Here is a 22,539-nt window from a genome sequence, read left to right on the forward strand (position 1 = left end):
CAACCTTGCCCCAGCTCGTGGACCCGCTCCTGCGTCGCGGGGGCCACGAGTCGGCTAGAGCGGGATGTTGCCGTGCTTCTTGGGCGGCAGGACCTCGCGCTTGGTCTTCAGCAGCCGCAGCGCGCGGACGACCTCGACGCGGGTCTCGTGGGGCATGATCACGGCGTCGATGTAGCCACGCTCGGCGGCGATGTAGGGGTTGGCCAGCGTGGTCTCGTACTCGTCGATCAGCTCGGCACGCTTGGCCTCGACGTCGCCGCCCTCGGCCTCGACGGCGGCGAGGGTGCGGCGGTGGATGATGTTGGCCGCGCCCTGCGACCCCATCACCGCGATCTGGCCGGTCGGCCACGACAGGTTGAGGTCGGCGCCCAGGTGCTTGGAGCCCATCACGTCGTAGGCGCCGCCGTAGGCCTTGCGGGTGATGATCGTGACCAGCGGGACGGTGGCCTCGGCGTAGGCGTAGATCAGCTTCGCGCCGCGGCGGATGATGCCGTTCCACTCCTGGTCGGTGCCGGGCAGGAACCCCGGCACGTCGACGAAGGTCAGCACGGGGACGTTGAACGCGTCGCAGGTGCGCACGAACCGCGCGGCCTTCTCCGAGGCGTCGATGTCGAGGGTGCCGGCGAACTGCATCGGCTGGTTGGCGACGACGCCGACCGAGCGGCCCTCGACCCGGCCGAAGCCGACGATGATGTTCGGCGCGAACAGCGGCTGCACCTCGAGGAACTCGGCGTCGTCGAGCACCGTGGTGATCACGTCGTGCATGTCGTAGGGCTGGTTCGGGCTGTCCGGGATCAGCGTGTCCAGCGCGAGGTCCTCCTCGGAGAACGACACGTCGGCGACCTCGTCGTACGACGGCGGCTCGTCCATGTTGTTCTGGGGGAGGTAGGAGATCAGCGCCTTGACGTACTCGAGCGCGTCCTCCTCGTCGGCCGCCATGTAGTGGGCGTTGCCGGACTTGGTGTTGTGGGTGCGCGCGCCGCCGAGGTCCTCCATCGAGACGTCCTCGCCGGTCACGGTCTTGATGACGTCGGGACCGGTGATGAACATCGCCGAGGTCTGGTCGACCATCACGGTGAAGTCGGTGACCGCGGGGGAGTAGACGTGACCGCCCGCGCAGTTGCCCATGATCAGGCTGATCTGCGGGATCACGCCCGACGCGTGCACGTTGCGCCGGAAGATCTCGCCGTAGAGACCGAGCGAGACGACGCCCTCCTGGATCCGGGCGCCGGCACCCTCGTTGATGCCGATGATCGGGCAACCGGTCTTCATCGCGAGGTCCATGACCTTGGTGATCTTCTCGCCGTAGACCTCGCCCAGGGAGCCGCCGAAGATCGTGAAGTCCTGGCTGAACACGCACACCTGACGACCGTCGATGGTGCCGTAGCCGGTGATCACGCCGTCGCCGTACGGCCGGTTCTTCTCCAGGCCGAACGCGACCGAGCGGTGTCGGGCGAGCTCGTCGAGCTCGACGAAGGAGCCCTCGTCGAAGAGCATCTCGATCCGCTCGCGGGCGGTCTGTCGCCCCTTGGCGTGCTGCTTCTCGATGGCCTTCTCGCCAGCCGCGTGCACAGCCTCGTCGAGGCGCAGCTGGAGGTCGGCCAGCTTGCCGGCCGTCGTGTGGATGTCCGGCAGATCGGGGGTGCTGGTGGGTTCGGCAGTCACGGTTCTTGGCCTCCTTGGACTTCGAGTGGAAGGGTAGTGGTCGTGACCGGTGACTCGGACCTGCGCCCACCCCTCGACGAGCACGTGCTGGCCGAAGAGCTCGCGCTGACTCCCGATCTGACGCTCGAGCTGCTCGCGGAGAGCCCCTCGACCAACCAGGTCGCGGGCGACCGTGCGCGGGACGGCGCGCCGGACGGCCTGCTGGTCGTCGCGGACCACCAGACCGCGGGCCGGGGCCGCCTCGACCGCACGTGGGAGACGCCGCCCGGCGCGGCCGTCACCTTCTCCCTGCTGCTGCGGCCCACCGTGCCGGCGTCCTCCTGGCCTTGGTTGCCGCTGCTGACCGGCCACACGGTCGCGAAGGCGCTCGCGTCCTTCGGCTACGACGCGCGGGTGAAGTGGCCCAACGACGTGCTGATCGACGGGCGCAAGGTCGCCGGGATCCTGGTCGAGCGGGTCGAGACCGACAGCGGCCCGGCGGCGGTCGTCGGGGTCGGCATCAACGTGTTGACGGAGGCCGAGGAGCTGCCGGTCCCGACGGCGACGTCGCTGGCGGTCGCCCACGCGGACCTGACGCCGACCCGCGAGGGCGTGCTGCTCGGCGTGGCGGCGGCCGTGCGTGAGGGGTACGACGCCTGGCAGGCGGGCGGCTCGGAAGCCGCGGCGCGGCTCGCGTCGTCGTACGTCGCCGCCTGCGCGACCGTCGGCCAGGACGTGCGCGTCGACCTCCCGGGCGGTACGACGCTCACCGGCCGGGCCGTGGACGTCGACCTCGACGGCCGGCTGGTGGTCGAGACCGCGGACGGGGTCGAGAAGGTCGGAGCGGGGGACGTCGTGCACGTCGTTCCCGAATGACCGCTGCGGTGGGATGATCCTCTCGTGGCCATCTCTCAGAAGCTGCTCAACCCCGACGAGAAGCTGATCATCTCGTGCCGTCAGCACCCCAAGGCGCTGTTCGGCCCGATCCTCGCGGCGGTCCTCTTCCTCGCCGTCGGCGTGGCCGTTCAGGTCCTGCTCGGCGACGAGGGCGACGCGGCGACGTGGGTCGTGCGCATCGTGTGGGTGCTCTGCGCGCTCGCGATCCTCTGGTTCACGGTCCGGCCGTTCCTCGACTGGCTCACGACCGTCCACGGGGTGACCGACCGCCGGCTGATCACCCGCCAGGGCATCCTCACCCGCAAGGGCCACGACATCCCGCTGGCGCGGATCAGCGACATCCAGATGGAGATCAACCTGATCGACCGTCCGTTCGGGTGCGGGAGCCTGGTGATCACCGACGCCTCCACCTTCGGCGAGGTGCGGCTCAACGACATCCCGCACGTCGAGGCGACCCAGCGCCAGATCAACGAGCTGCTGCACGGGATCCACGGCGGCGCCGCCACCCGGCGTGCCGACGAAGGTGTCTGAGGAGCCGCTCGCCGGCGGCGACGACGACGCGCGAGCCCTCCTCGGGCAGGAGCCGACGCTCACGGCGGCCGAGGTCGCCGCACGTGCCGGCATGCCCCTTCCGCAGGCCCGGCGGTTGTGGCGCACCCTCGGCTTCCCCGAGCGCGGCGACGAGCGGGCGTACAACGAGGACGACGTCGCGGCGATGGCGGCGGTCGCCGAGTTCATCGCGACCGGCCTGATCGACTTCGACCTGGCGCTGAACGTGGTGCGCGGCGCCGGCCTGAGCATGGCGCGGCTCGCCGACTGGGAGGTCGGTGCGCTCATCCAGCGCATCGAGGAGGCCTTCGTCGAGGGCGGGGGAGACGCGCCCACGCCGACCGAGGCGGCCGACTGGGCCCTCGAGAAGTACGGCGCGCAGTTCGAGGTGGTGCTCCTCTACGCCTGGCGCCGCCACCTCGCCGCTGCGGTGGCGCGTCTCGAGTCGACCCGCGCGATCGACGCCGACCCCCACACCACCGCCCTGACCGTCGGCTTCGCCGACATCGTGAGCTTCACCGCGCTCTCCAACGAGCTCAGCCGGGAGAAGATCGGCGACCTGGTCGAGGTCTTCGAGGCCCGGTGCGGCGACGTGATCGCCTCCAACGGCGGCCGGCTGATCAAGAGCATGGGTGACGCCGTGCTGTTCGTGAACGCCGATGCCCTCGCGGCCTTTGCGACCGCCGAGGGGATCATCAACGTGGTCGGACGCGACAAGCGGATGCCCGACGTCCGGATCGGGCTGGCGACCGGCTCGGTCGTGATGCGGCTCGGCGACGTCTTCGGCCCTCCCGTCAACCTCGCCGCCCGGCTGACCGCGGTGGCGCGGCGCAACCGGGTGATCGTCGACCACGAGACCGCCGGCCTCCTGCCGACGGACCAGGTCGAGACCCGCCCGCTGCCGGCACGGCCGATGCGCGGGTTCGGCGTGATGGAGCCGCTCACGGCCCGGCGGGTGTGACCGGCTCCGGGAGAAAACCCAGGGCCAATTGCAAAATTTCGGCCGAAGCCCCCACGCGGGAGCGCGCTGATTCCTACCTTGAGCAAGTGTTCGAGGTCCAGGACGTGCGGGTCGACCCCTCGAGTCGTCGCGCGTGGCGGGCCGGCGAGGAGATCCGCCTGTCCCGCAAGGAGTTCGACCTCGTGCACGCGCTCATCGCCCGCGCCGGCTCGGTCGTGACCCGCGACGAGCTCATGCGGGACGTCTGGAACGCCACCTTCTGGACGTCGTCGAAGACGATCGACGTGCACCTCGGGTGGGTGCGCCGCAAGCTCGGTGACGACACCCGCCACCCGACCCTGATCACCACGGTCCGCGGGCAGGGCCTCCGGTTCGAGACGGAGAAGGCAGCAGCCTCCTAGCGAGAGCGGGCGATCGGCCTCTCGATAGGGTGCGGGCGTGCCCGACGCCGCTCCTCGCATCGCCGTCATCGGAGGCGGCCAGCTGGCCCGGATGATGGCCCAGCCGGCCATCGCGCTCGGCGTGCCGCTCCGGCTCCTGGCCGAGGCGGAAGGCGTGTCCGCGGCGCAGGTGATCCCCGACCACCTGGTGGGCGACTACCGCGACCTCGCCACCCTGCAGCAGGTCACGGAGGGCTGCGCCGTGGTCACCTTCGACCACGAGCACGTGCCGACCGAGCACCTCCACGCGCTCGAGGACGCCGGCGTCGCCTGTCGCCCGGGCCCCGAGGCGCTGGTGCACGCGCAGGACAAGGTCGTCATGCGCGAGGCGATGGCCCGCCTCGGCGCTCCCCAACCGCGCTGGGGCGTGGTCGCCTCGGAGGCGGACGTCGAGGCGTTCGGCTTCCCGTGCGTCCTCAAGGTGAGCCGCGGCGGCTACGACGGCAAGGGCGTCTGGGTGGTCCGCACGGCCGACGACGCTGCCGAGCCGTTGGCGGCCGCCGAGCGCTCGGGGGTGCGGTTGCTCGCCGAGGAGCTGGTCGACTTCCGGCGCGAGCTGGCTGCGGTCGTCGCCCGGTCGCCGAGCGGCCAGGCTGCGGCGTACCCCGTCGTCGCCACCACCCAGCTCGACGGCATCTGCCACGAGGTGATCGCCCCCGCGCCCGACCTCGACCCCGCCCTGGCCGGCGAGGCCCAGCAGCTGGCGCTCCGCGTCGCGGGCGAGCTCGAGGTCACCGGGATCCTCGCGGTCGAGCTGTTCGAGGCGGTCGACGCGGCCGGCCGGCCGGAGATCCTGGTCAACGAGCTCGCGATGCGCCCCCACAACACGGGCCACTGGTCGCAGGACGGCGCGGTCACCTCCCAGTTCGAGAACCACCTCCGCGCGGTGCTCGACCTCCCGCTCGGCTCGCCCGCGCCGCGGGCGCCGTGGACGGTCATGGTCAACATCCTCGGGTCGCCGCGCCCCGAGGTCGGCCACCTGTACGACGGCTACCCCCACGCCCTCGCCCGCGACCCCCGGCTCCGGGTGCACCTGTACGGCAAGGAGCTGCGTCCCGGCCGCAAGGTCGGCCACGTGAACGCCTACGGCGACGACCTCGAGGACGTGCTCGAGCGGGCGCGCCACGCCGCGGGCTGGTTCCGCGGGGATCTGGGCAACGAGAGCGACTGACGTCCCACTACGCTCGTGCGGGTGAGCGCACGCGTAGGCATCGTGATGGGGTCGGACTCCGACTGGCCGGTGATGCAGGCCGCCGCGGAGGCGGTGGCGGAGTTCGGCATCGCCTACGAGGCCGACGTGGTGTCCGCGCACCGGATGCCCGAGGAGATGCTCGACTACGGCCGGACCGCCGCGGACCGCGGCCTGTCGGTGATCATCGCGGGCGCCGGGGGAGCGGCGCACCTGCCCGGGATGCTCGCGTCCGTGACGCCGCTCCCGGTGATCGGCGTGCCGGTCCCGCTCAAGTACCTCGACGGCATGGACTCCCTGCTGTCGATCGTGCAGATGCCGGCCGGGGTGCCCGTGGCCACGGTCGCGGTCGGCGGTGCGCGCAACGCCGGCCTGCTCGCGGTCCGGATCCTCGGCGCCACCGACCCCGCGCTGCAGAAGCGGATGAGCGCGTTCCAGGCCGACCTCAAGGCGGCCGCGCAGGCCAAGGGCGGCGTCGTCCGCGGCGCCGGGCTACCCCCGGTGATCGAGTAGCGCGGGAAGTTCGGCGTCCGCCGACGCGTTGGGTCGGCATGACCGAACCGTGGAAGGACCAGTCCGTCATCGACCGGATGCTCGACGAGTCGACGACCTGGGCGGTGGTCGGGCTGAGCGGCAACCCGTGGCGGTCGGCGTACTCCGTCGCGCAGGACCTCCAGGAGCGCGGCAAGCGGATCGTCCCCATCCACCCGAGCGCCGACGGCGAGCTCACCGTGCTGGGTGAGCTGGCCTACCCGACCCTGGCGGACGTGCCGTTCCCGATCGACGTGGTCGACGTGTTTCGCCGGTCCGAGGCGGCCGGCGAGTTCGCCGACCAGGCGGTCGCCGTCGGTGCCGGAGGCGTGTGGTTCCAGCTGGGCGTCGTCGACCTGGCCGCGTTCCGGCGTACGGCTGGGGCAGGCGTGCCGATGGTGATGGACGTCTGCCCGTCGCAGCAGTGGTTCCACCGCCAGCGCAAGGGTGCGTGAGGTCGCTCACAAGCGCCGCTCGTGGGGCGCTCCGGGTTCGCCGGAAGATAGTAGGACTCCCTAGTATCTCAGGTGTGAGCATGAGCCCGAACCCCGCGTTCCCGTACTACGGCCTCTCCGAGGAGCACCAGGCGATCCGGGAGGCGGTCCGCGACATCTGCGACGCGAAGGTCGCACCGTTCGCGACCGCCGTCGACGAGGAGGCTCGCTACCCCCAGGAGGCCCACGACGCGCTGCAGGCCGCGGACTTCCACGCACCGCACGTCCCGGAGCAGTACGGCGGCGCCGGGGCCGACGCGCTGGCCACGGTGATCGTGATCGAGGAGATCGCCCGCGCGTGCGTGTCGTCGTCGCTGATCCCGGCCGTCAACAAGCTCGGGTCGCTGCCGGTGATGATCGGTGGCTCCGAGGAGCTCAAGGCCAAGTACCTCGGCGCGCTCGCCCGCGGCGAGGGCGGCTTCTCCTACTGCCTCTCCGAGCCCGACGCCGGCTCGGACGCCGCCAACCAGCACACCCGGGCCGTGCGCGACGGCGACACCTACGTGCTCAACGGCGTGAAGCGGTGGATCACCAACGCCGGGGTCTCGGAGTTCTACACCGTCCTCGCGACCACCGACCCCGACGAGCGCTCCCGCGGCATCTCGGCCTTCGTGGTCGAGAAGTCCGACGAGGGCGTCTCCTTCGGCGCGCCGGAGAAGAAGCTCGGCATCAAGGGCAGCCCGACCCGCGAGGTCTACCTCGACAACGTGCGGATCCCGGCGGACCGGCTGATCGGCGAGGAGGGGAAGGGCTTCGAGTACGCCATGAGGACCCTCGACCACACCCGGATCACCATCGCCGCGCAGGCCGTCGGGGTCGCCCAGGGCGCGCTCGACTACGCCTTGGACTACGCGAAGGAGCGCCAGCAGTTCGGCCGCCCGATCGCCGACAACCAGGGCCTGCAGTTCCTGCTCGCCGACATGGGCATGAAGGTCGAGGCCGCGCGTCAGCTGACGTACGCCGCCGCCGGCCGGTCCGAGCGGGGCGACGACGACCTGACCTTCTTCGGCGCGGCGGCGAAGTGCTTCGCCTCCGACGTCGCGATGCAGGTCACGACCGACGCGGTGCAGGTGCTCGGCGGCTACGGCTACACCCGCGACTACCCCGTCGAGCGGATGATGCGCGACGCCAAGATCACCCAGATCTACGAGGGCACCAACCAGGTGCAGCGGATCGTGATGGCCCGCCAGCTGCTCGCCGGGATCCAGTCCGAGATCTGACTTCCCGGGCGCTCAGCTGCTGCCGAGCCGGGTCGTGGCGTCGAGCTCGGCCTGGGTCCCCAGCACGATGAGCACCGAGCCGGACGGCACCACGAGGTCGCCCGGTGGATTGGGCTCGAAGGACTGCCCGGGACGCCGGACCGCGAGCAGCAGTGCACCGGTCCGCGTGCGGAGGTCCAGCTCCTCGATCGTCACTCCGTCGACGGGAGAGCCCGCGCCGACGTGGATCTCCTTGATCCGGAAGTCGAGCTCGTCGTCGTGCATCACGACATCGAGGAACTCGGCGCGAGGCGCCGGTGCGGGCTCGGGCGATGATCACCAGGTCGGAGCGGATGGCGCGGGCGGAGAGCGTGGCGTAGACGGTGTCGGCGTCGGCGTCGGTGTCGAGCGTCGCGATGAGCGCCCGGGCGCGGTCGATCCCGGCGGCGCGCAGCACCGCGTCGTCGGTGACGTCGCCGCACAGGTGGGCCGTGCCCGGGTCGAGCTCGGCGAGCCGCTCCGGGTCCTCGTCGACGATCACCACTCGGTGACCGGTCGCGACCAGGTGGTCCGCCGCTGCGCGGCCGACCCTTCCGCAGCCGCAGACGATCACGTGGCCGCTCATCCGATCGATGGTCCTGTCCATGTGGCGCCTTTCGAGGTACGCGCGGATCGAGCTGCGGCTGCGGGTCAGTCGGCGCCGAACGACCCGAGCGTGGCGCGCACCAGCCGCGCGATCTCCTGGTCCTCGCGGGCGGTGACGACCACCGTCCGGGCCTCTGCTCCGGGCGCGCTCACGTCGGCGTCGCCCGTGGCGGTCGCGTTGCGGCCCTCGTCGACGGCCACACCGAGGAAGCCGAGCCGGGAGCCGGCCTCCGCCCTGACCCGCGGCGCGTGCTCGCCGATCCCGCCGGTGAAGACGAGCAGGTCCAGCCCGCCGGCAGCGGCCGCCATCGCGGCCACGTGGCGGACGAGGGAGTGGACGAATACGTCGAGCGCCAGCTGGCAGGCGGCGTCGCCGCGGTCCGCGCCGGCGACCACGTCGCGGAAGTCGCCCGAGGTCCCCGACAGCCCGCGCAGCCCGGACCGGTGCTCGATGGCCTCGCTCAGCTCGGCGACCTCGACGCCGCCGTGGTCGAGCAGCCAGGTGACCAGGCCGGGGTCCAGCGACCCGGAGCGGGTCGCCATCACCAGGCCGTCGACCGGGGTGAAGCCCATCGTGGTGTCGACCGAGCGCCCGTCGCGCACCGCGCAGAGCGACGCACCGGCCCCGAGGTGACAGGTGACGATGCGCAGGTCCTCCGGTCGCGCGCCCACCAGCTCGGCGCCGCGCCGAGCGGCGGCGGCGTGGGAGAGGCCGTGGAAGCCGTAGCGGCGCAGGCCCCAGCGCTCGTTCCAGGCCGCGGGCAGCGCATAGGTCCGGGCGGCGGGCGACAGGGTCCGGTGGAACCCGGTGTCGAAGGCCGCGACGGCCGGCACGTCCGGGAGCAGGGTCGCCACCTCCGTGATCCCGGCGATCGCGCGCGGTTGGTGCAGGGGGGCCAGGTCGCTGAGCGCGTCGAGCCGGCGTACGGCGTCGTCGTCGAGCACGAGCGCCGCGTCACCGTCGGGCCCGCCGTGCACCACCCGGTGCCCCACCGCGTCGACCTGCCCGCACGAGCCCAGGAACTCGCCGATCGGCTCGACGTGCCCCGCGCCCTCCCACTGGTCGACGGTCCTCGCGTGCTCGGTGCCGTGGGGGGTGACCAGCGCCAGCTTGAGGCTCGACGAGCCGGCGTTGACGACGAGGACCCGCGCCGGTGCGTCAGGCCCGGTCATCCGGGGGCGTCCACTGCCAGTCGCGGATCTCGGGGAGGTCCTCGCCGTGGGTCCGCACATAGCTGGTGTGGGCGAGCAGCCGGTTGCGCAGCTCCTCCCGCGGGTGCGTCGAGAGGCCACTGAGCCGGGGCACCCGGTCGATGACGTCGATCGCGAGGTTGAACCGGTCGAGCTGGTTGAGGACGGCCATGTCGAACGGGGTGGTCGTCGTGCCCTCCTCCTTGTAGCCGCGCACGTGGATGTTGGAGTGGTTGGTACGGCGGTAGGTGAGCCGGTGGATCAGCCACGGGTAGCCGTGGTAGGCGAAGATCACCGGACGGTCGCGCGTGAACAGCGCGTCGAACTCGGCGTCGCTGAGCCCGTGCGGGTGCTCGCGGTCGTCCTGGAGCCGCATCAGGTCGACCACGTTGACGAACCGGATCGCGAGGTCGGGGAAGTAGTCGCGCAGCATCTCGGCCGCCGCGAGCGCCTCCATCGTCGGGACGTCCCCGGCGCACGCGAGCACCACGTCGGGCTCGCGGCCCTGGTCGGTGCTCGCCCACGGCCACACCCCGATGCCCTTGGCGCAGTGGGTCTCCGCCTCGGCGGCCGACAGGTACTGCAGCGCGGGCTGCTTGCCGGCGACGATCACGTTGACGTACTGCGTGCTGCGCAGGCAGTGGTCGGCGACCGACAGCAGGCAGTTCGCGTCCGGTGGCAGGTAGACGCGGATGACGTCGGACTTCTTGTTGACCACGTGGTCGATGAAGCCCGGGTCCTGGTGGCTGAAGCCGTTGTGGTCCTGGCGCCACACGTGGGAGGTCAGCAGGTAGTTCAGGCTCGCGACGGGACGCCGCCACGGGATGTCGTTGGTGACCTTGAGCCACTTCGCGTGCTGGTTGAACATCGAGTCGACCACGTGCACGAACGCCTCGTAGCACGAGAACAAGCCGTGCCGACCGGTCAGCAGGTAGCCCTCCAGCCAGCCCTGGCACGTGTGCTCCGACAGGATCTCCATCACCCGGCCGTCCGGGGCGAGGTGGTCGTCACCCGGCTCGCGCTCGGCCGCCCAGGTCCGGTCGGTCACCTCCAGCACGTCCTGGAGCCGGTTGGAGTTGTTCTCGTCCGGGGAGAACAGCCGGAAGGTGTCCATGTTCGCGGCCATCACGTCGCGCAACCAGCGCCCCAGCACCCGGGTCGACTCGACCGCGCCGGTGCCCGGATGGTCGACCGTCACCGCGTGCGCTCGGTAGTCCGGCAGGTCCAGGTCGTCGCGGAGCAGACCACCGTTCGCGTGCGGGGTCGCGCTCATCCGCAGGTCGCCGGCGGGGTGCAGCGCGGCGATCTCGGCGACGGGGGCGCCGCGGTCGTCGAAGAGCTCGTCGGGTCGATAGCTCAGCAGCCAGTCGGTGAGGACCGCGCGGTGCTCGTCGTTCTCACGCGCGTCGGCGAACGGCACCTGGTGGGACCGCCACGACCCCTCGACCTGGTGACCGTCGAGCTCGCGCGGCCCGGTCCACCCCTTGGGCGAGCGCAGCACGATCATCGGCCACTTCGGTCGGCTGGTCAGCCCGCCGGAACGCGCCGAGGCCTGGATCTCGGCGATCGTGTCGAGGCACGAGTCGAGGGCGCCGGCGAGCTGTTCGTGCATGTCGGCCGGGTCGCTCCCGGAGACCACGATCGGTGCGTGCCCGTAGCCGCGCAGCAGCGAGAGCAGCTCGCTCTCGGGGATCCGGGCGAGCACCGTCGGGTTGGCGATCTTGTAGCCGTTGAGGTGGAGGATCGGCAGCACCGCCCCGTCGCGGCGCGGGTCGACGAACTTGTTGGAGTGCCAGCTGGTGGCCAGTGGACCGGTCTCGGCCTCGCCGTCGCCGACGATCGCGGCGACCACCAGGTCGGGGTTGTCGAAGGCTGCGCCGTACGCATGGCTGAGGGAGTAGCCGAGCTCGCCGCCCTCGTGGATCGATCCGGGCGTCTCCGGCGCGACGTGGCTCGGCACGCCGCCGGGGAACGAGAACTGGGTGAACAGCCGCTTCATGCCGGTGGCGTCGCGGCTGATGTGCGGGTAGGTGTCGGTGTAGCTGCCTTCCAGCCAGGCGCTGGCCAGCAGCCCCGGACCGCCGTGCCCGGGACCGATGACGTACATCATCGAGAGGTCGCGCTCCATGATCGCGCGGTTGAGGTGGGCGTAGATGAAGTTCAGCCCCGGGGTGGTGCCCCAGTGCCCGAGCAGGCGGGGCTTGATGTGCTCGCGCAGCAACGGCTCCCGCAGGAGCGGGTTGTCCATCAGGTAGATCTGGCCGACGCTGAGATAGTTCGCCGCGCGCCACCACGCGTCCAGGGCCCGATACGCCTCGGTCATGAGCTCGTCCTCCCGATCAGATCCCCCGGGTGCCCACCCTGACATCGTCGGCCAAGTCCGACCAGTGGCCGCCGGTGTTCGTCGCGGCCGACCGGCGCCCCTAAGGTCGGCCCGGTGAAGCGAACGTTCTCGATCCAGCGCCGCCTGGCCCGGCTCTCGCTCGACCCGGTCCCGGACCCGTCGGCGCTGCTGCCCGGGCACGCTGTCCCGGTCGCCGGCAAGCGGATCCTGGTCACCGGCGCCTCCTCCGGCGTCGGCCGGGCCGCCGCCGTCCGGCTCGCGGTGGAGGGCGCGACCGTGCTCGCCGTCGCCCGTCGCGCCGACGAGCTCGATGCCCTGACGACCGAGATAGCGGGCAGGGGCGGCACGGCGTACGCGCTGCCGTGCGACCTGACCGACAACGACGCCCTCGATGCGCTCACCGACGAGGTGCTCGACCGGTTCGGCGGGGTCGACGTGCTGGTCAACAACGCGGGCCACTCGATCCGACGGTCGGCGGCCGACACCGCCGAGCGCCCGTCCGACCACGACCGGCTGATGCGGCTCAACTACCACGCTCCGGTCCGGCTGACGCTCAACCTATTGGAGTCGATGCGCGCGCAGGGCGGCGGCCAGGTCATCAACTCCTCGACCTGGGGCGTGCCCGGTGGCTTGATGCCGATGTTCACGGCGTACCACGCGTCGAAGGCCGCCCTCGCCGCGTTCGCGCGCAGCCTGCAGGCGGAGGAGCGCGAGCACGGCATCGTCGTCACCTCGCTGCACTTCCCGCTGATGCGCACGCCGATGATCGCTCCGACCAAGCGGTACGACGACCGAGCGGCCCTCGAGCCGGACGACGCGGCGCGGTGGGTGGTGCACGCCGTGCGGCACCGGCCGGCGGAGATGACCCCGGCGTACGCCTCGCTGCTCGACGCCATCCAGCTGGTCTCGCCGAGACTCGCCGAGCGCCTGGTCACGGCCGCGCGCCCGTAGGCTGGTCCGGAGGGACCTGCGTGACCCCTGCGCGGCCAGCAGCGTTGGGATGGCAGAGGTCCACAGGAGGGCAGCACCATCACCCAGATCGACGAAGCGCTGACGCCGGAGCCCGGCGTCGAGCGGCAGCGCGTGCGACGCAGTCGCCCGCAGGAGAAGAAGGAGCCGCCCAAGCGGCTCGCGATCGTCGGCTACGGCTTGATCCTGGCCGGCGTCGCCGTGCTGGCATGGGTGGCCTGGCAGTTCTGGGGCACCAACTGGGTCTCGGACCGGCGCCAGGAAGAGGTGGCTGCCGAGCTCGAGGAAGGGTGGGCCGACGGCAGCGACTCGGTGCGCACCGACTTCGGCCGGGCGACCGCGATCCTGCACGTGCCGCGGTGGGGCGACGACTACGCGGTGCCCGTGCTCGAGGGCTCCTCCGACGAGGTGCTGGCAGCCGGCATCGGCCACATGGAGGACACGGCCGACGCGGGGGAGGTCGGCAACTACGTCCTCGCGGGTCACCGGGTGACCCACGGCGAGCCGTTCGCCGCGTTCCCCGAGCTCCAGGACGGCGACCTGGTCTTCGTCGAGACCAGGACGGCGACCTACACCTACGAGCTGGACTTCGACGGCACCGACCTCGAGGTCCCGTTCACCGACGACTGGGTGCTCTCGCCGTTCCCGGAGAACCCCGACGGCGGGGTGCAGCCGCCGAACGACGTCGGCCGCCACCTGATCACGCTCGTCAGCTGTGCGGAGATCTTCCACACCGAGCTGCGCTCGGTCGTCTTCGGCCACCTGGTCGCGACGGAGGAGATCGAGCGCTGAGCGTGACACGCAGCCGGCTGCAACTCGTTCCCCGGGACCCGTCCTCCCCGATAGGGTGATCTTCAACGATCTTCCGAAGGGGAGCTTGAACATGGGGATTCTCGGCCGCGTCACGGCCGCGCTCGTGACTGCTGTTGCACTGTCGTCCGCGTCCGTCGGCGCGGCCGACGCGGCGCCGACGGCGACCGACCCGTACTCCGCGACGATCACCACGCGGACCGTCGTCACCACGCCGTCGCCGATCCGGGTCGAGACCCGGGTCGACATCAAGGTCCGGGTGACCGCCAACAGCCCGAACCGGCCGACGGGCAAGGTGACGCTCAGGCTCAGCCCCGCCCCGAACGGCGCGGGCCAGGCGCGCTCTGTCGCCGCCGGCCCGGCCGACTGGAGCCGGACCATCGACTACGACGGCGGCGTCGAGCGGGTCACCGGCCCGGCCTTCCCCAAGACGGGCGACTGGCTGGTGACCGCCGTGTTCACGCCGGACGACGCGGAGTTCCGCGGCTCGCGGGACGCCTGGGCGTTCGAGGTCATCGCCGGGGACGACGGCGACGACGACGGTGACGACGGCGGTGACGACGACAACGGCGGGCTGCTGCCCGACACCGGCGGTCCGGCGCTGCTGTGGCTGCTGCTGGGCCTCGCGCTCGTCGGTGGCGGCATCGCCGCGGTCGTGATCACCCGGCGCCGGCGTACCTCGGTCGCCACCACGGGGTGATCAGGCGGGCCGGCCCGACCGGGGCCGGTGGCGCGGGCGGTGTTCCGCATGGCTAAGATTCCAAAAAATTTCGCTCATCCCACGGTGACCTACTCCGCACTCGGACGTTGTCTGGATGAACAAAGGGGCAAATATGCGCGTATCGGGTCTCATCGCCGGTGCCATTCTCGGGGCCGTGGCGCTCGTTGGCGTGCCTGCACATTCGTCGGCAGCGCCTGATCCCTACTCGCCGTCGATCGAGACCGAGTGCCAGCTCACCGTTCCCGCGAGGATCGAGCCGGGCAAGCGGGTCGTCCTCCGGGTGTCGGTCGCTGCGAACAGCCCGACGCAGCCCCGCGGCGAGCTGCAGCTCCGGATCGAGCGCGACGACACCAGCGAGACCGTCTGGACCAGGACCGTCAAGTACAACGGCGGCGAGAAGCGGGTCGTCGGCCCGGTCCTGCCGAAGGATCGCGACTACACCGCGTTCGCGCGCTTCATCCCGCGCACCGACGCCTTCCAGCGCTGCACCGACCTCGCTCCGTTCGCCGTGGAGGAAGCCCGGGCGGGCAACCCCGACGACAACGACAACGACGGTCCGGGTGGACTGCTGCCCGACACCGGTGGCCCCGCCCTGCTGTGGCTGCTGCTCGGGCTCGGCCTGGTCGGCGGCGGCACCGCAACCGTGGTCTACAACCGGCGGCGGACCGCTCCGGTCCCGGCCTGACCTCGACCGATGCCGTCGCTGCGCTGCCCCTGCGACGTCACGATCCGTGGCGAGGACGACGACGAGCTCGTCGAGAAGGTGCAGGAGCACCTTGCGGCTGAGCACCCCGGACGGGAGTACTCCCGCGAGGAGATCCTGTTCATGGCGCTCTAGCGGTCGAGCGTGTCGCCGCTTGTCGGTGTCTCGCCGGCGGCGCCACGCTGCCGACCGCTAGAGCGGGTAGATCCGCGGCAGGTCCGACGCCTTCCCGGTGAACTCCGGCGCGCGCTTCTCCAGGAACGCTGCCACGCCCTCCTTGCCGTCGCCGAGCGAGGTGTAGAACATCGCCAGCGAGTCGGACAGGTGCGCCTCGAGCGGGTGGGTGGCCGCGCTGTTGCGGTAGAGCATCTGCTTGGCCAGGCCCAGCGCCACCGGTGAACGGTCGACCGCGAACGACCGCGCCAGGTCGAGCGCGGCCGGCAGCAGGTCGTCCGGTTCGTGCAGGCTGCGCACCAGGCGCCCCGCGAGAGCCTGCTCCGCGGTGAGGATGTCGGCGGAGTAGACCCACTCCAGTGCCTGCTGGATGCCGACGATCCGGGGGAGGAACCAGGTCGAGCACGCCTCCGGGACGATGCCGAGCCGCCCGAACACGAAGCCGATCCGAGCCTTCGTGGAGGCCAGCCGGATGTCCATCGCGAGCGTCATCGTGGCGCCGATCCCCACGGCGGCGCCGTTGATGGCGCCGATCACCGGCTTCGGCAGCGCGTGGATCGCCAGGGTGACCTTGCCGCCGGTGTCGCGGATCCCGTCGGCGTACGGCGGCTCGTCGTACTGCTGCCGGAACTCCTCGGGCGTCGGAGCCAGCGACTCGTCGAGCCCGAACACGTTGCCCTCGGCGGACAGGTCCATGCCGGCGCAGAACGCCCGCCCGGCCCCGGTCACCACGATCGCGCGCACGGCGTCGTCGCGGGCGTCGGTGAGGAACACCTGCTCGAGCTCGCGGGCCATGGTGAGGTCGAAGGCGTTGAGCGCGTCCGGCCGGTCGAGCGTGAGGACGGCGATGCCGTCCTCGTCGACGGTCCAGTCGAGGGTCTCGTAGGTCACTGGCCTGCCACTCCTGACGTGGTGCACTGCTGCTTGGTGATGTCGTCGGTGCGATCCTCGATGATCGCGTCGAACAGCGGGCCACCGCGGTCGGTGTCCAGCGTGTTGGCGGAGCCGTCGGTGACCGGCATGGTGCAGGTCAACCCGTCGTCGCCGACCTTGCTGATCGCCAGCGCCCACCGGCCGATGTCGATCGGGCCGGTGCCTTCGCCGAACCCGAAGAAGTCCGGCACGGCGCTGTTGAGCCGCCACCAGCGCACGGGGTTGACGACCGACCACGGCGAGAGCACCTTCCGGCCGATCGCAGCGACCACCTCGCGCTGCCGGCCGACCCGGTCGAGGTCGCCGAGCGTGGTCGCACGGGTGCGGGCGTAGGCCAGCGCGACCTCGCCGTCGGCCTCCTGGCAGCCCTTCTTCACGTCGAGGCCGGCCTTGGGGTCCTTGATCTTCTCCTTGGGGCAGATCTCGATGCCGCCGACGGCGTCGACCACGCCGGCCACGCCACCGAGCCCGATCTCGACGTACTCGTCGATCCGGATCCCGGTCTGGCTCTCCAGGGCCTTGACCAGGGCGGTCGGGTCGCCCGGGTCGTAGTAGCCGTTGATCTTGCGGCCGTCGACGATCCAGTCGCGCGGGAAGGACAGCAGCACGTCCGGGCCGGAGCCGGTGTGGAGCATCAGGATGGTGTCGGCGAGGGAGCTCTCGGGGTTGCCGGTGTTGAACTTCTTCCGCTCCTCCTCCGAGAGGCCGGCGCGCGAGTCGCTGCCGACCATGAGGTACGTCGTGCCGGGCTGGTCGCCGGGTCGGTCACCGTCGGGCTCGAACGCGATCTTGTCGACCTGGGTCCAGGTGAAGAGCGGCACGGCGACGACGTAGACGACCCAGAGCAGGACCAGCGCGAGGACCAGGACGATCCAGGTGCGCGGGCGGGACCAGATGCCGCGCCCGCCGGAGCCGCGGCCCGGGGGCTGCTGCGGCGGCGGCTGGTAGGGCGGGGGAGACGCCGGCCGTGCGGGCTCCGGGCGACGCTGCGGGGCCTGCGGGGCCTGTGGGGGCGCCTGCGGAGGCGGGGCCTGCGGAGGCTGGGCCTGCCGGGGCTGGGTGGGCAGCTTGCGGGTCGGCTCCGGCTGGTGCGACGGGGGCGGGGACCCCGCCGGCCGGTCGCCGTACATCCAGTCGAAGTCGCGGTTGTCGCCGCCGGCACCAGCCGGGGGGCCTCCTGGACGCTCTGCCATGAGGCACGACGCTACCGTCCTGCTGCGACCGGCTCGTGCGAGGCCGCCCGGATCTAGGACTCAGCTCGGCGCCGGGCCACCTCGGACAGCACGGCCGCAACGGCGTCGACGGCGGCGGGGTGCGGCGGGGCGCCGTACGTCGTCACCTGGATCCGGCGCGCCGCGCCCGGCACCCGGCGGCGTACGACGTCGGGGTTGCGGTGCGCGCGCAGCGCGAGGCCGGGCAGCACGGTGACGCCGAGCCCGCTCGCCACCAGCGACTGGACCGCGACGTAGTCGTCGCTCGCGAACGCGATCTCGGGCGTGAACCCGGCCGCGTCGCACAGGGCCAGCAGCTCCCGGCGGCAACGCTCGCAGCCCGTCACCCAGCGGGTATCGGCGAACCGGCCGAGGTCGACCGGACCGTCCCCGAGGTCGAGGCCGCGCGGCGCGACGAGGTAGAGCGGGTCCTCGTGGACGGTCACGGAGCCGACCCCGCCGGGCTCGGCCTGGTCGGGGTAGGCGAACGTCAGGGCCAGGTCGACGGTGCCGGCCCGCAGCATCGCGGCCGCCTCGGGGGGCTCGGCCTCGGTCAGGTCGAGCGCGAGGCCGGGGTGGCGCTCGCGGAGCAGCACGACCGCGGCCGGGACCAGGGTGGCGGCGGCCGACGGGAAGGCGGCCAGCCGGATCTGGCCGGCCTGGAGACTGGTCGACGCGGTGAGCTCGGCCTCGGCGCGGGCCAGCAGGGCGAGGACCTCCTCGCCGCGCTGCGCCAGTCGCTCGCCGTCGGGCGTCAGCCGGAGGCCGCGGCCGACCCGCTGGAGCAGCACGCTCCCGGTCTCGGCCTCGAGCCGGCGCAGGTGGTGGGAGATCGTCGGCTGCCCGTAGTGGAGCTGCTCGGCCGCGGCCGAGACGGTGCCGGTGCGGTGCAGGGCGACGAGCGCCTCGAGGCGGCGTACGTCGATCACGGGGTCACCGTACCCCGCGCATCGACAGTATCGATGAGTTCGCCTGAAAAGAACTATTGGACCGATGTATGTGCAACCCGGGATCGTGAGAGGCGTGACGAGCATGGATGACCAGACGGCGCTGACGTTCGCGGACGTCCTGACCGCGGGCGAGATCGTCGCCGGCGAGGTCGCGGCGACCCCGCTGGTCGACCACCCGCTCCTGGACCGGGTGGTCGGGACGGAGGTCCTCGTCAAGCACGAGCACGTGCTCCCCACCGGGTCGTTCAAGGTGCGGGGCGGCGTCCACCTCGCGGCGCGGCTGACCGACGCGGAGCGGGCCAGTGGGCTGGTGACCTGCTCGACCGGCAACCACGCCCAGTCGGTGGCCTACGCGGCCCGGCTCGCGGGCTGCCACGCGACGGTCGTCATGCCGTCCTGTGCGCCGCAGGTCAAGCGGGACGCGGTCGTCGCCCTCGGCGCCACCGTGGTGAGCCACGGCGAGAGCCTCGGCGAGGCCGCCGCCCACGCGCGGGTGCTGGCGACGGGGCCTGCCACGCCGTCGTACGTCGACACCACCGACCCCCGGATCGTCCTCGGCCACGCGACCGCCTACCTCGAGCTGTTCCGGCAGGCACCGGACCTCGTCGCGGTCTACGTGCCGATCGGCAGCGGCACCGGCGCGGTCGGTGCCTGTCTCGCCCGGGACGCGCTGGCGCCCGGGTGCCGGGTGATCGGCGTGCAGTCGTCCGCCGCGCCCGCTGCCTGGAGGTCGTGGCGCTCCGGCCGGATCGAGTCGGTCGCGTCGGCCACCCGCGCGTCGGGGCTCGCGACGTCCAGCGGCTATCCGGCGACCCTGCCGTACCTCCGGGCCGGCCTCGACGACTTCGTGCTGGTGTCCGACGACGCCATCGACCGCGCGGCGCGGCTGCTCGCGTCGCACGCCGGCACCCTCGCCGAGGGCGCCGGCGCAGCCGCCCTCGCGGGCCTGCTCGCGGCCGACAGCCCCACCGGCCGGGTCGCGGTGATGTGCACCGGCGGCAACGCCTCCGCCGACGAGATCGCGCGCCTCGCCGCAGCCTGACTCCTTCTCAGGCGTGTCGCGCGCCCTGTGACGCGTGTGACTGGTGATACTGAGCGGGTCACTGCTCACTTCCCCGGCAGGAGAGACACCCCGCATGGCCGACCTGATCGCGCCGTCCCGTCTGCACATCGCAGAGCGGGCTGCTCGCGTCCGGTTCCGCCGGGCGCTCGCGCTGATGGCGATGACCCTCGTCGCCCCCGGGTCGGCGCAGCTGGTCGCGGGCAACCGGCAGGTCGGCCGGATCGCCCTGCGGATCTGGCTGGGGTCGCTCGTGGTCGGGGCTCTGGTGCTCGGCGTGATGCTGGCCGACCGGCAGATCGGCTTCCGGCTCGCGACCAACGCCGACCTGCTGCTGGTCCTCTGGCTGGCGCTCATCGCCGGCGCCGTGGGCTGGGCCGCGCTCTTCGTCGACGCCTGGCGGATCGGCCGCCCCCTCAGCCTGCGGATCGAGCACCGCCGGGCCATCGTGGGCGTCAACGGCCTGCTGTGCTTCGGGGTCGCCGGCGCCCTGCTCTTCAGCGCCCACCTGGTCGGCATCCACCGCGACTTCGTGATCGCCTTCTTCGGCGACGGCGAGGTCAGCGACGCCCACAACGGCCGCTACAACGTGCTGCTCCTCGGCGGCGACTCCGGCGCGGGCCGCTGGGGCCTGCGCCCCGACTCGATGACCGTCGCCTCGATCGACGCCAAGTCCGGTCGCACCGTGCTCATCGGACTGCCCCGCAACATGGCGAACTTCCCGTTCGAGGAGGGCTCGGTCATGGACGACGAGTTCCCCGACGGCTTCGACTGCGACGGCTGCTACCTCAACGGGGTCAGCACCTGGGCCGAGGACCACACCGACCTCTTCGGCGACTCCGAGACCCCGGGCATCGACGCCACCACGATGGCGGTGGAGGGCATCACCGGCCTCGAGATCAACTACTGGGCGATGATCAACATGGCCGGCTTCAAGCAGCTCGTCGACGCGGTCGGCGGGGTGACCGTCAACGTCCGGCAGTCGATCCCGATCGGTGGCCTGGGTGACGACGTCACCGGCTACATCGACCCCGGCAAGCAGAAGCTCAGCGGCTTCGAGGCGCTCTGGTTCGCCCGCGCCCGCGAAGGCTCCGACGACTACTCGCGGATGGCCCGCCAGAAGTGCGTCATGAACGCGATGCTCCAGCAGATCAGCCCGCAGACCGTGCTGACCAACTTCGAGGAGCTCGCCAAGGCGTCGACCGAGGTGTTCTCGACCAACCTGCCGGCCTCCGAGGCCGGGCGGTTCATCGACCTCGCGCTGAAGGCGCGAGACCAGAAGATGTCGACGCTGTCGCTGGTGCCTCCCCTCGTCAACACCGGCGACCCGGACATCGACCTCATCCACGACAAGGTCGGCGACGCCATCGACCGCGCCGAGGGCGACGGCGCACCGCCGGCCAAGGGCCGCAAGAAGAACCCGGACGCCGTCACCGGCGGTTCCATCGGCTCGCTGAGCGAGGGCTACGCCGCCAACCAGGCCGACGACCTCGCCAGTGCTTGTTAGGCGCGAGCGTGTCGCAGATCGCGCGACACCGCGCGGACCATCGCTTCGCTCGGCCCACGGGCGCCACACGATGCGGGCTGCGCCCGCGTGCGCCACGCTGCCGCGCAGTGCCTGCTAGTTGGCGGCGAGGGCGGCGACCACGGCGTCGTACGTCGTCCGGTCGGGCGCGCTGATCAGGCCGCTGCCGAGCTCCTGGGCGCCGAACGGCCCACCGTCGATGCCGCCGATCCAGCCTCCCGACTCCTGCACCAGGAGGGCGCCGGGCAGGTGGTCCCACGGCTTGCTGTGGTTGTAGACCAGGGCGCGGGCGTCGCCGGCGATCAGGTGCGGGTAGTCCACGCCGCAGCAGGCCCAGGTGAGCTCGAGCGTGCCGAGGCCGGGGAGCTCGCGGCCGACCCACGCGCGCCGCGCCGTCCGGTACGGCGCAGCGTCCCGCTCGTCCTCCGCCACCACCATCGTGAGCCGGCTGCCGTTGAGGTACGCGCCGGCGCCGCGCTCGGCGACGTACGCCGCCTCGTGCTGCGGCTGCCAGATCCAGCCGCGGACCACCTCGCCCCCGCGCATCTCGCCGATCATCACCGCGTGGTCGGGGGAGCCGCGCACGAAGTTCTTGGTGCCGTCGACCGGGTCGACGGTGAAGCCGTGCTCGGCCGCGTTGAAGCGATCGAGCAGCGCCGGGTCGTGGGCGTGGGCCTCCTCGCCGAGCACCACGGCGTCCGGGTAGGCGGCGGTCAACGCGGCGGTGATCAGCACCTCGGACTCGTGGTCGGCGACGGTGACCAGGTCGCCCGGGTTCTTCTCGGAGATCTGGTGGTCCTGGAGAGCCCGGAAGCGTGGGTTGATGACCTGCTCCGCGACCTCCTGCATCAGGCTGAGCACGGCGTCGGTGTCCACGCGTCCACGCTAGCGGTGGTGGTGCCTGAACCCGCAGTCCGCGCCCCGTAGGGTTGCCGCCGTGCGGATCGTGGCGGTGGTGGTGACCTACAACCGCCTGCCGTTGTTGCAGCTCCTCGTCGGGCGGCTGCTCGCCGTCGACGCGCTGAGCAGCATCCTGGTGATCGACAACGCGTCGACCGACGGCACGGGGGAGTGGCTCGCCACGGCCGACGTGCGGCACCGGACGCTGGACCGCAACCGGGGCGGCGCGGGCGGCTTCCACGCCGGCCTGCGCGCCGCCGTCGAGGAGTACGACGCCGACCTGGTCTGGCTGATGGACGACGACGGCCTCCCCGAGCCGGGCTGCCTGGACCGGCTGCTCGCGGAGACCGACCTGGACTTCTGGGGACCGCTCGTGGTCGACATCGACGAGCCGGCCCGCCTGGTGTTCCCGATCCGGCTGCCGGGGGGCACCCGGGTGGTGCACGACATGGCGTCCGCGCGGGCGGCCGCCGTCGACGGCCGGATCGCCGGCATCGTG

24 protein-coding genes and 1 pseudogene are annotated in these 22,539 nt (G+C 72.0%); 16 read left to right on the plus strand and 9 right to left on the minus strand.

Annotated features, from left to right (window positions below; translation table 11 throughout):
* Positions 1 to 54: 54 nt before the first annotated feature.
* On the minus strand, positions 55 to 1,635 hold the full coding sequence (locus tag H0488_RS09280) for an acyl-CoA carboxylase subunit beta (protein ID WP_220794377.1): 1,581 nt from the start codon (positions 1,633 to 1,635) through the stop codon (positions 55 to 57).
* A gap of 72 nt (positions 1,636 to 1,707) precedes the next feature.
* Here H0488_RS09280 and H0488_RS09285 point away from each other — a divergent pair, with 72 nt between their 5' ends.
* From H0488_RS09285 to H0488_RS09320, 8 genes are all read left to right on the plus strand, one after another.
* A complete protein-coding gene (locus H0488_RS09285) occupies positions 1,708 to 2,520 on the plus strand; it encodes a biotin--[acetyl-CoA-carboxylase] ligase (protein ID WP_183098998.1) in 813 nt (270 codons plus the stop codon).
* A gap of 24 nt (positions 2,521 to 2,544) precedes the next feature.
* Entirely contained in the window at positions 2,545 to 3,072 is a 528-nt protein-coding gene (locus tag H0488_RS09290; protein WP_183098999.1) for a PH domain-containing protein, read from the plus strand.
* Positions 3,065 to 4,051 carry an adenylate/guanylate cyclase domain-containing protein gene (locus tag H0488_RS09295; RefSeq protein ID WP_312856264.1) on the plus strand — a complete coding sequence of 329 codons (987 nt, stop codon included), beginning with the start codon at positions 3,065 to 3,067 and terminating at the stop codon, positions 4,049 to 4,051. Before H0488_RS09290 ends, H0488_RS09295 begins: the two co-directional genes overlap by 8 nt.
* Before the next feature lie 86 nt (positions 4,052 to 4,137).
* Positions 4,138 to 4,452 (plus strand): winged helix-turn-helix domain-containing protein, encoded by a 315-nt coding sequence (locus tag H0488_RS09300; RefSeq protein ID WP_183099000.1) that lies wholly within the window; start codon positions 4,138 to 4,140, stop codon positions 4,450 to 4,452.
* Positions 4,453 to 4,489: 37 nt separating this feature from the next.
* Positions 4,490 to 5,662, plus strand: coding sequence for a 5-(carboxyamino)imidazole ribonucleotide synthase (locus tag H0488_RS09305; protein ID WP_183099001.1), 1,173 nt, complete (start codon positions 4,490 to 4,492; stop codon positions 5,660 to 5,662).
* A gap of 21 nt (positions 5,663 to 5,683) precedes the next feature.
* Positions 5,684 to 6,193 (plus strand): 5-(carboxyamino)imidazole ribonucleotide mutase, encoded by a 510-nt coding sequence (gene purE / locus H0488_RS09310; RefSeq protein WP_312856265.1) that lies wholly within the window; start codon positions 5,684 to 5,686, stop codon positions 6,191 to 6,193.
* A gap of 38 nt (positions 6,194 to 6,231) precedes the next feature.
* Positions 6,232 to 6,666, plus strand: a complete 435-nt coding sequence (locus H0488_RS09315) for a CoA-binding protein (RefSeq protein ID WP_183099002.1) — start codon at positions 6,232 to 6,234, stop codon at positions 6,664 to 6,666.
* Positions 6,667 to 6,746: 80 nt separating this feature from the next.
* Entirely contained in the window at positions 6,747 to 7,925 is a 1,179-nt protein-coding gene (locus H0488_RS09320; protein ID WP_183099003.1) for an acyl-CoA dehydrogenase family protein, read from the plus strand.
* 12 nt (positions 7,926 to 7,937) lie between these two features.
* Here the strand turns inward: H0488_RS09320 and H0488_RS09325 are convergent, their stop codons facing one another.
* From H0488_RS09325 to H0488_RS09340, 4 genes and pseudogenes are all read right to left on the minus strand, one after another.
* Positions 7,938 to 8,189, minus strand: a complete 252-nt coding sequence (locus H0488_RS09325; RefSeq protein ID WP_183099004.1) for a cation:proton antiporter regulatory subunit — start codon at positions 8,187 to 8,189, stop codon at positions 7,938 to 7,940.
* A gap of 37 nt (positions 8,190 to 8,226) precedes the next feature.
* Positions 8,227 to 8,550, minus strand: a pseudogene (locus tag H0488_RS25255) (potassium channel family protein); the annotation flags it as partial.
* Between the two features lie 44 nt (positions 8,551 to 8,594).
* Positions 8,595 to 9,722 carry an acetate/propionate family kinase gene (locus H0488_RS09335; protein WP_183099005.1) on the minus strand — a complete coding sequence of 376 codons (1,128 nt, stop codon included), beginning with the start codon at positions 9,720 to 9,722 and terminating at the stop codon, positions 8,595 to 8,597.
* Entirely contained in the window at positions 9,709 to 12,063 is a 2,355-nt protein-coding gene (locus H0488_RS09340) for a phosphoketolase family protein (RefSeq protein ID WP_183099006.1), read from the minus strand. Before H0488_RS09340 ends, H0488_RS09335 begins: the two co-directional genes overlap by 14 nt.
* Before the next feature lie 114 nt (positions 12,064 to 12,177).
* Between H0488_RS09340 and H0488_RS09345 the strand changes: the two genes are divergently transcribed.
* From H0488_RS09345 to H0488_RS09365, 5 genes are all read left to right on the plus strand, one after another.
* Positions 12,178 to 13,035 (plus strand): SDR family NAD(P)-dependent oxidoreductase, encoded by an 858-nt coding sequence (locus H0488_RS09345; protein ID WP_183099007.1) that lies wholly within the window; start codon positions 12,178 to 12,180, stop codon positions 13,033 to 13,035.
* Positions 13,036 to 13,167: 132 nt separating this feature from the next.
* A complete protein-coding gene (locus H0488_RS09350; protein ID WP_183099008.1) occupies positions 13,168 to 13,845 on the plus strand; it encodes a class E sortase in 678 nt (225 codons plus the stop codon).
* Positions 13,846 to 13,936: 91 nt separating this feature from the next.
* A complete protein-coding gene (locus tag H0488_RS09355; protein ID WP_183099009.1) occupies positions 13,937 to 14,563 on the plus strand; it encodes a hypothetical protein in 627 nt (208 codons plus the stop codon).
* Between the two features lie 190 nt (positions 14,564 to 14,753).
* Positions 14,754 to 15,269: a hypothetical protein gene (locus H0488_RS09360; protein ID WP_183099010.1), complete on the plus strand. Its 516-nt coding sequence runs from the start codon at positions 14,754 to 14,756 to the stop codon at positions 15,267 to 15,269.
* 9 nt (positions 15,270 to 15,278) lie between these two features.
* On the plus strand, positions 15,279 to 15,422 hold the full coding sequence (locus H0488_RS09365; RefSeq protein WP_183099011.1) for a DUF1059 domain-containing protein: 144 nt from the start codon (positions 15,279 to 15,281) through the stop codon (positions 15,420 to 15,422).
* A 57-nt stretch (positions 15,423 to 15,479) separates the two neighbouring features.
* Here the strand turns inward: H0488_RS09365 and H0488_RS09370 are convergent, their stop codons facing one another.
* The 3 genes from H0488_RS09370 to H0488_RS09380 are packed head-to-tail and all read right to left on the minus strand — an operon-like array spanning position 15,480 to position 18,534.
* On the minus strand, positions 15,480 to 16,352 hold the full coding sequence (locus H0488_RS09370; RefSeq protein ID WP_183099012.1) for a crotonase/enoyl-CoA hydratase family protein: 873 nt from the start codon (positions 16,350 to 16,352) through the stop codon (positions 15,480 to 15,482).
* A complete protein-coding gene (locus H0488_RS09375) occupies positions 16,349 to 17,587 on the minus strand; it encodes an LCP family protein (RefSeq protein ID WP_246371704.1) in 1,239 nt (412 codons plus the stop codon). Before H0488_RS09375 ends, H0488_RS09370 begins: the two co-directional genes overlap by 4 nt.
* A gap of 53 nt (positions 17,588 to 17,640) precedes the next feature.
* Positions 17,641 to 18,534, minus strand: coding sequence for a LysR family transcriptional regulator (locus tag H0488_RS09380; protein ID WP_183099013.1), 894 nt, complete (start codon positions 18,532 to 18,534; stop codon positions 17,641 to 17,643).
* Positions 18,535 to 18,637: 103 nt separating this feature from the next.
* Between H0488_RS09380 and H0488_RS09385 the strand changes: the two genes are divergently transcribed.
* Entirely contained in the window at positions 18,638 to 19,597 is a 960-nt protein-coding gene (locus H0488_RS09385; protein WP_246371718.1) for a threonine ammonia-lyase, read from the plus strand.
* A 94-nt stretch (positions 19,598 to 19,691) separates the two neighbouring features.
* Positions 19,692 to 21,122, plus strand: coding sequence for an LCP family protein (locus tag H0488_RS09390; protein WP_183099015.1), 1,431 nt, complete (start codon positions 19,692 to 19,694; stop codon positions 21,120 to 21,122).
* Between the two features lie 114 nt (positions 21,123 to 21,236).
* Here the strand turns inward: H0488_RS09390 and H0488_RS09395 are convergent, their stop codons facing one another.
* Positions 21,237 to 22,016, minus strand: a complete 780-nt coding sequence (locus H0488_RS09395) for an inositol monophosphatase family protein (protein ID WP_220794376.1) — start codon at positions 22,014 to 22,016, stop codon at positions 21,237 to 21,239.
* 61 nt (positions 22,017 to 22,077) lie between these two features.
* Between H0488_RS09395 and H0488_RS09400 the strand changes: the two genes are divergently transcribed.
* Positions 22,078 to 22,539: glycosyltransferase (locus tag H0488_RS09400; RefSeq protein ID WP_312856266.1), on the plus strand; the 462-nt coding region annotated here is incomplete at its 3' end.

The sequence above is a fragment of the Nocardioides pelophilus genome (genome assembly GCF_014180685.1).
GTDB lineage: Bacteria > Actinomycetota > Actinomycetes > Propionibacteriales > Nocardioidaceae > Nocardioides > Nocardioides pelophilus.

What these genes read in the sequence shown, in the direction of transcription:
- H0488_RS09325 (WP_183099004.1), bottom strand. Translation starts at nt 8,189, where the DNA reads ATGCACGACGACGAGCTCGACTTCCGGATCAAGGAGATCCACGTCGGC.
- H0488_RS09335 (WP_183099005.1), bottom strand. Translation starts at nt 9,722, where the DNA reads ATGACCGGGCCTGACGCACCGGCGCGGGTCCTCGTCGTCAACGCCGGC.
- H0488_RS09315 (WP_183099002.1), top strand. Translation starts at nt 6,232, where the DNA reads ATGACCGAACCGTGGAAGGACCAGTCCGTCATCGACCGGATGCTCGAC.
- H0488_RS09375 (WP_246371704.1), bottom strand. Translation starts at nt 17,587, where the DNA reads ATGGCAGAGCGTCCAGGAGGCCCCCCGGCTGGTGCCGGCGGCGACAAC.
- H0488_RS09365 (WP_183099011.1), top strand. Translation starts at nt 15,279, where the DNA reads ATGCCGTCGCTGCGCTGCCCCTGCGACGTCACGATCCGTGGCGAGGAC.
- H0488_RS09385 (WP_246371718.1), top strand. Translation starts at nt 18,638, where the DNA reads ATGGATGACCAGACGGCGCTGACGTTCGCGGACGTCCTGACCGCGGGC.
- H0488_RS09390 (WP_183099015.1), top strand. Translation starts at nt 19,692, where the DNA reads ATGGCCGACCTGATCGCGCCGTCCCGTCTGCACATCGCAGAGCGGGCT.
- H0488_RS09355 (WP_183099009.1), top strand. Translation starts at nt 13,937, where the DNA reads ATGGGGATTCTCGGCCGCGTCACGGCCGCGCTCGTGACTGCTGTTGCA.
- H0488_RS09340 (WP_183099006.1), bottom strand. Translation starts at nt 12,063, where the DNA reads ATGACCGAGGCGTATCGGGCCCTGGACGCGTGGTGGCGCGCGGCGAAC.
- H0488_RS09320 (WP_183099003.1), top strand. Translation starts at nt 6,747, where the DNA reads ATGAGCCCGAACCCCGCGTTCCCGTACTACGGCCTCTCCGAGGAGCAC.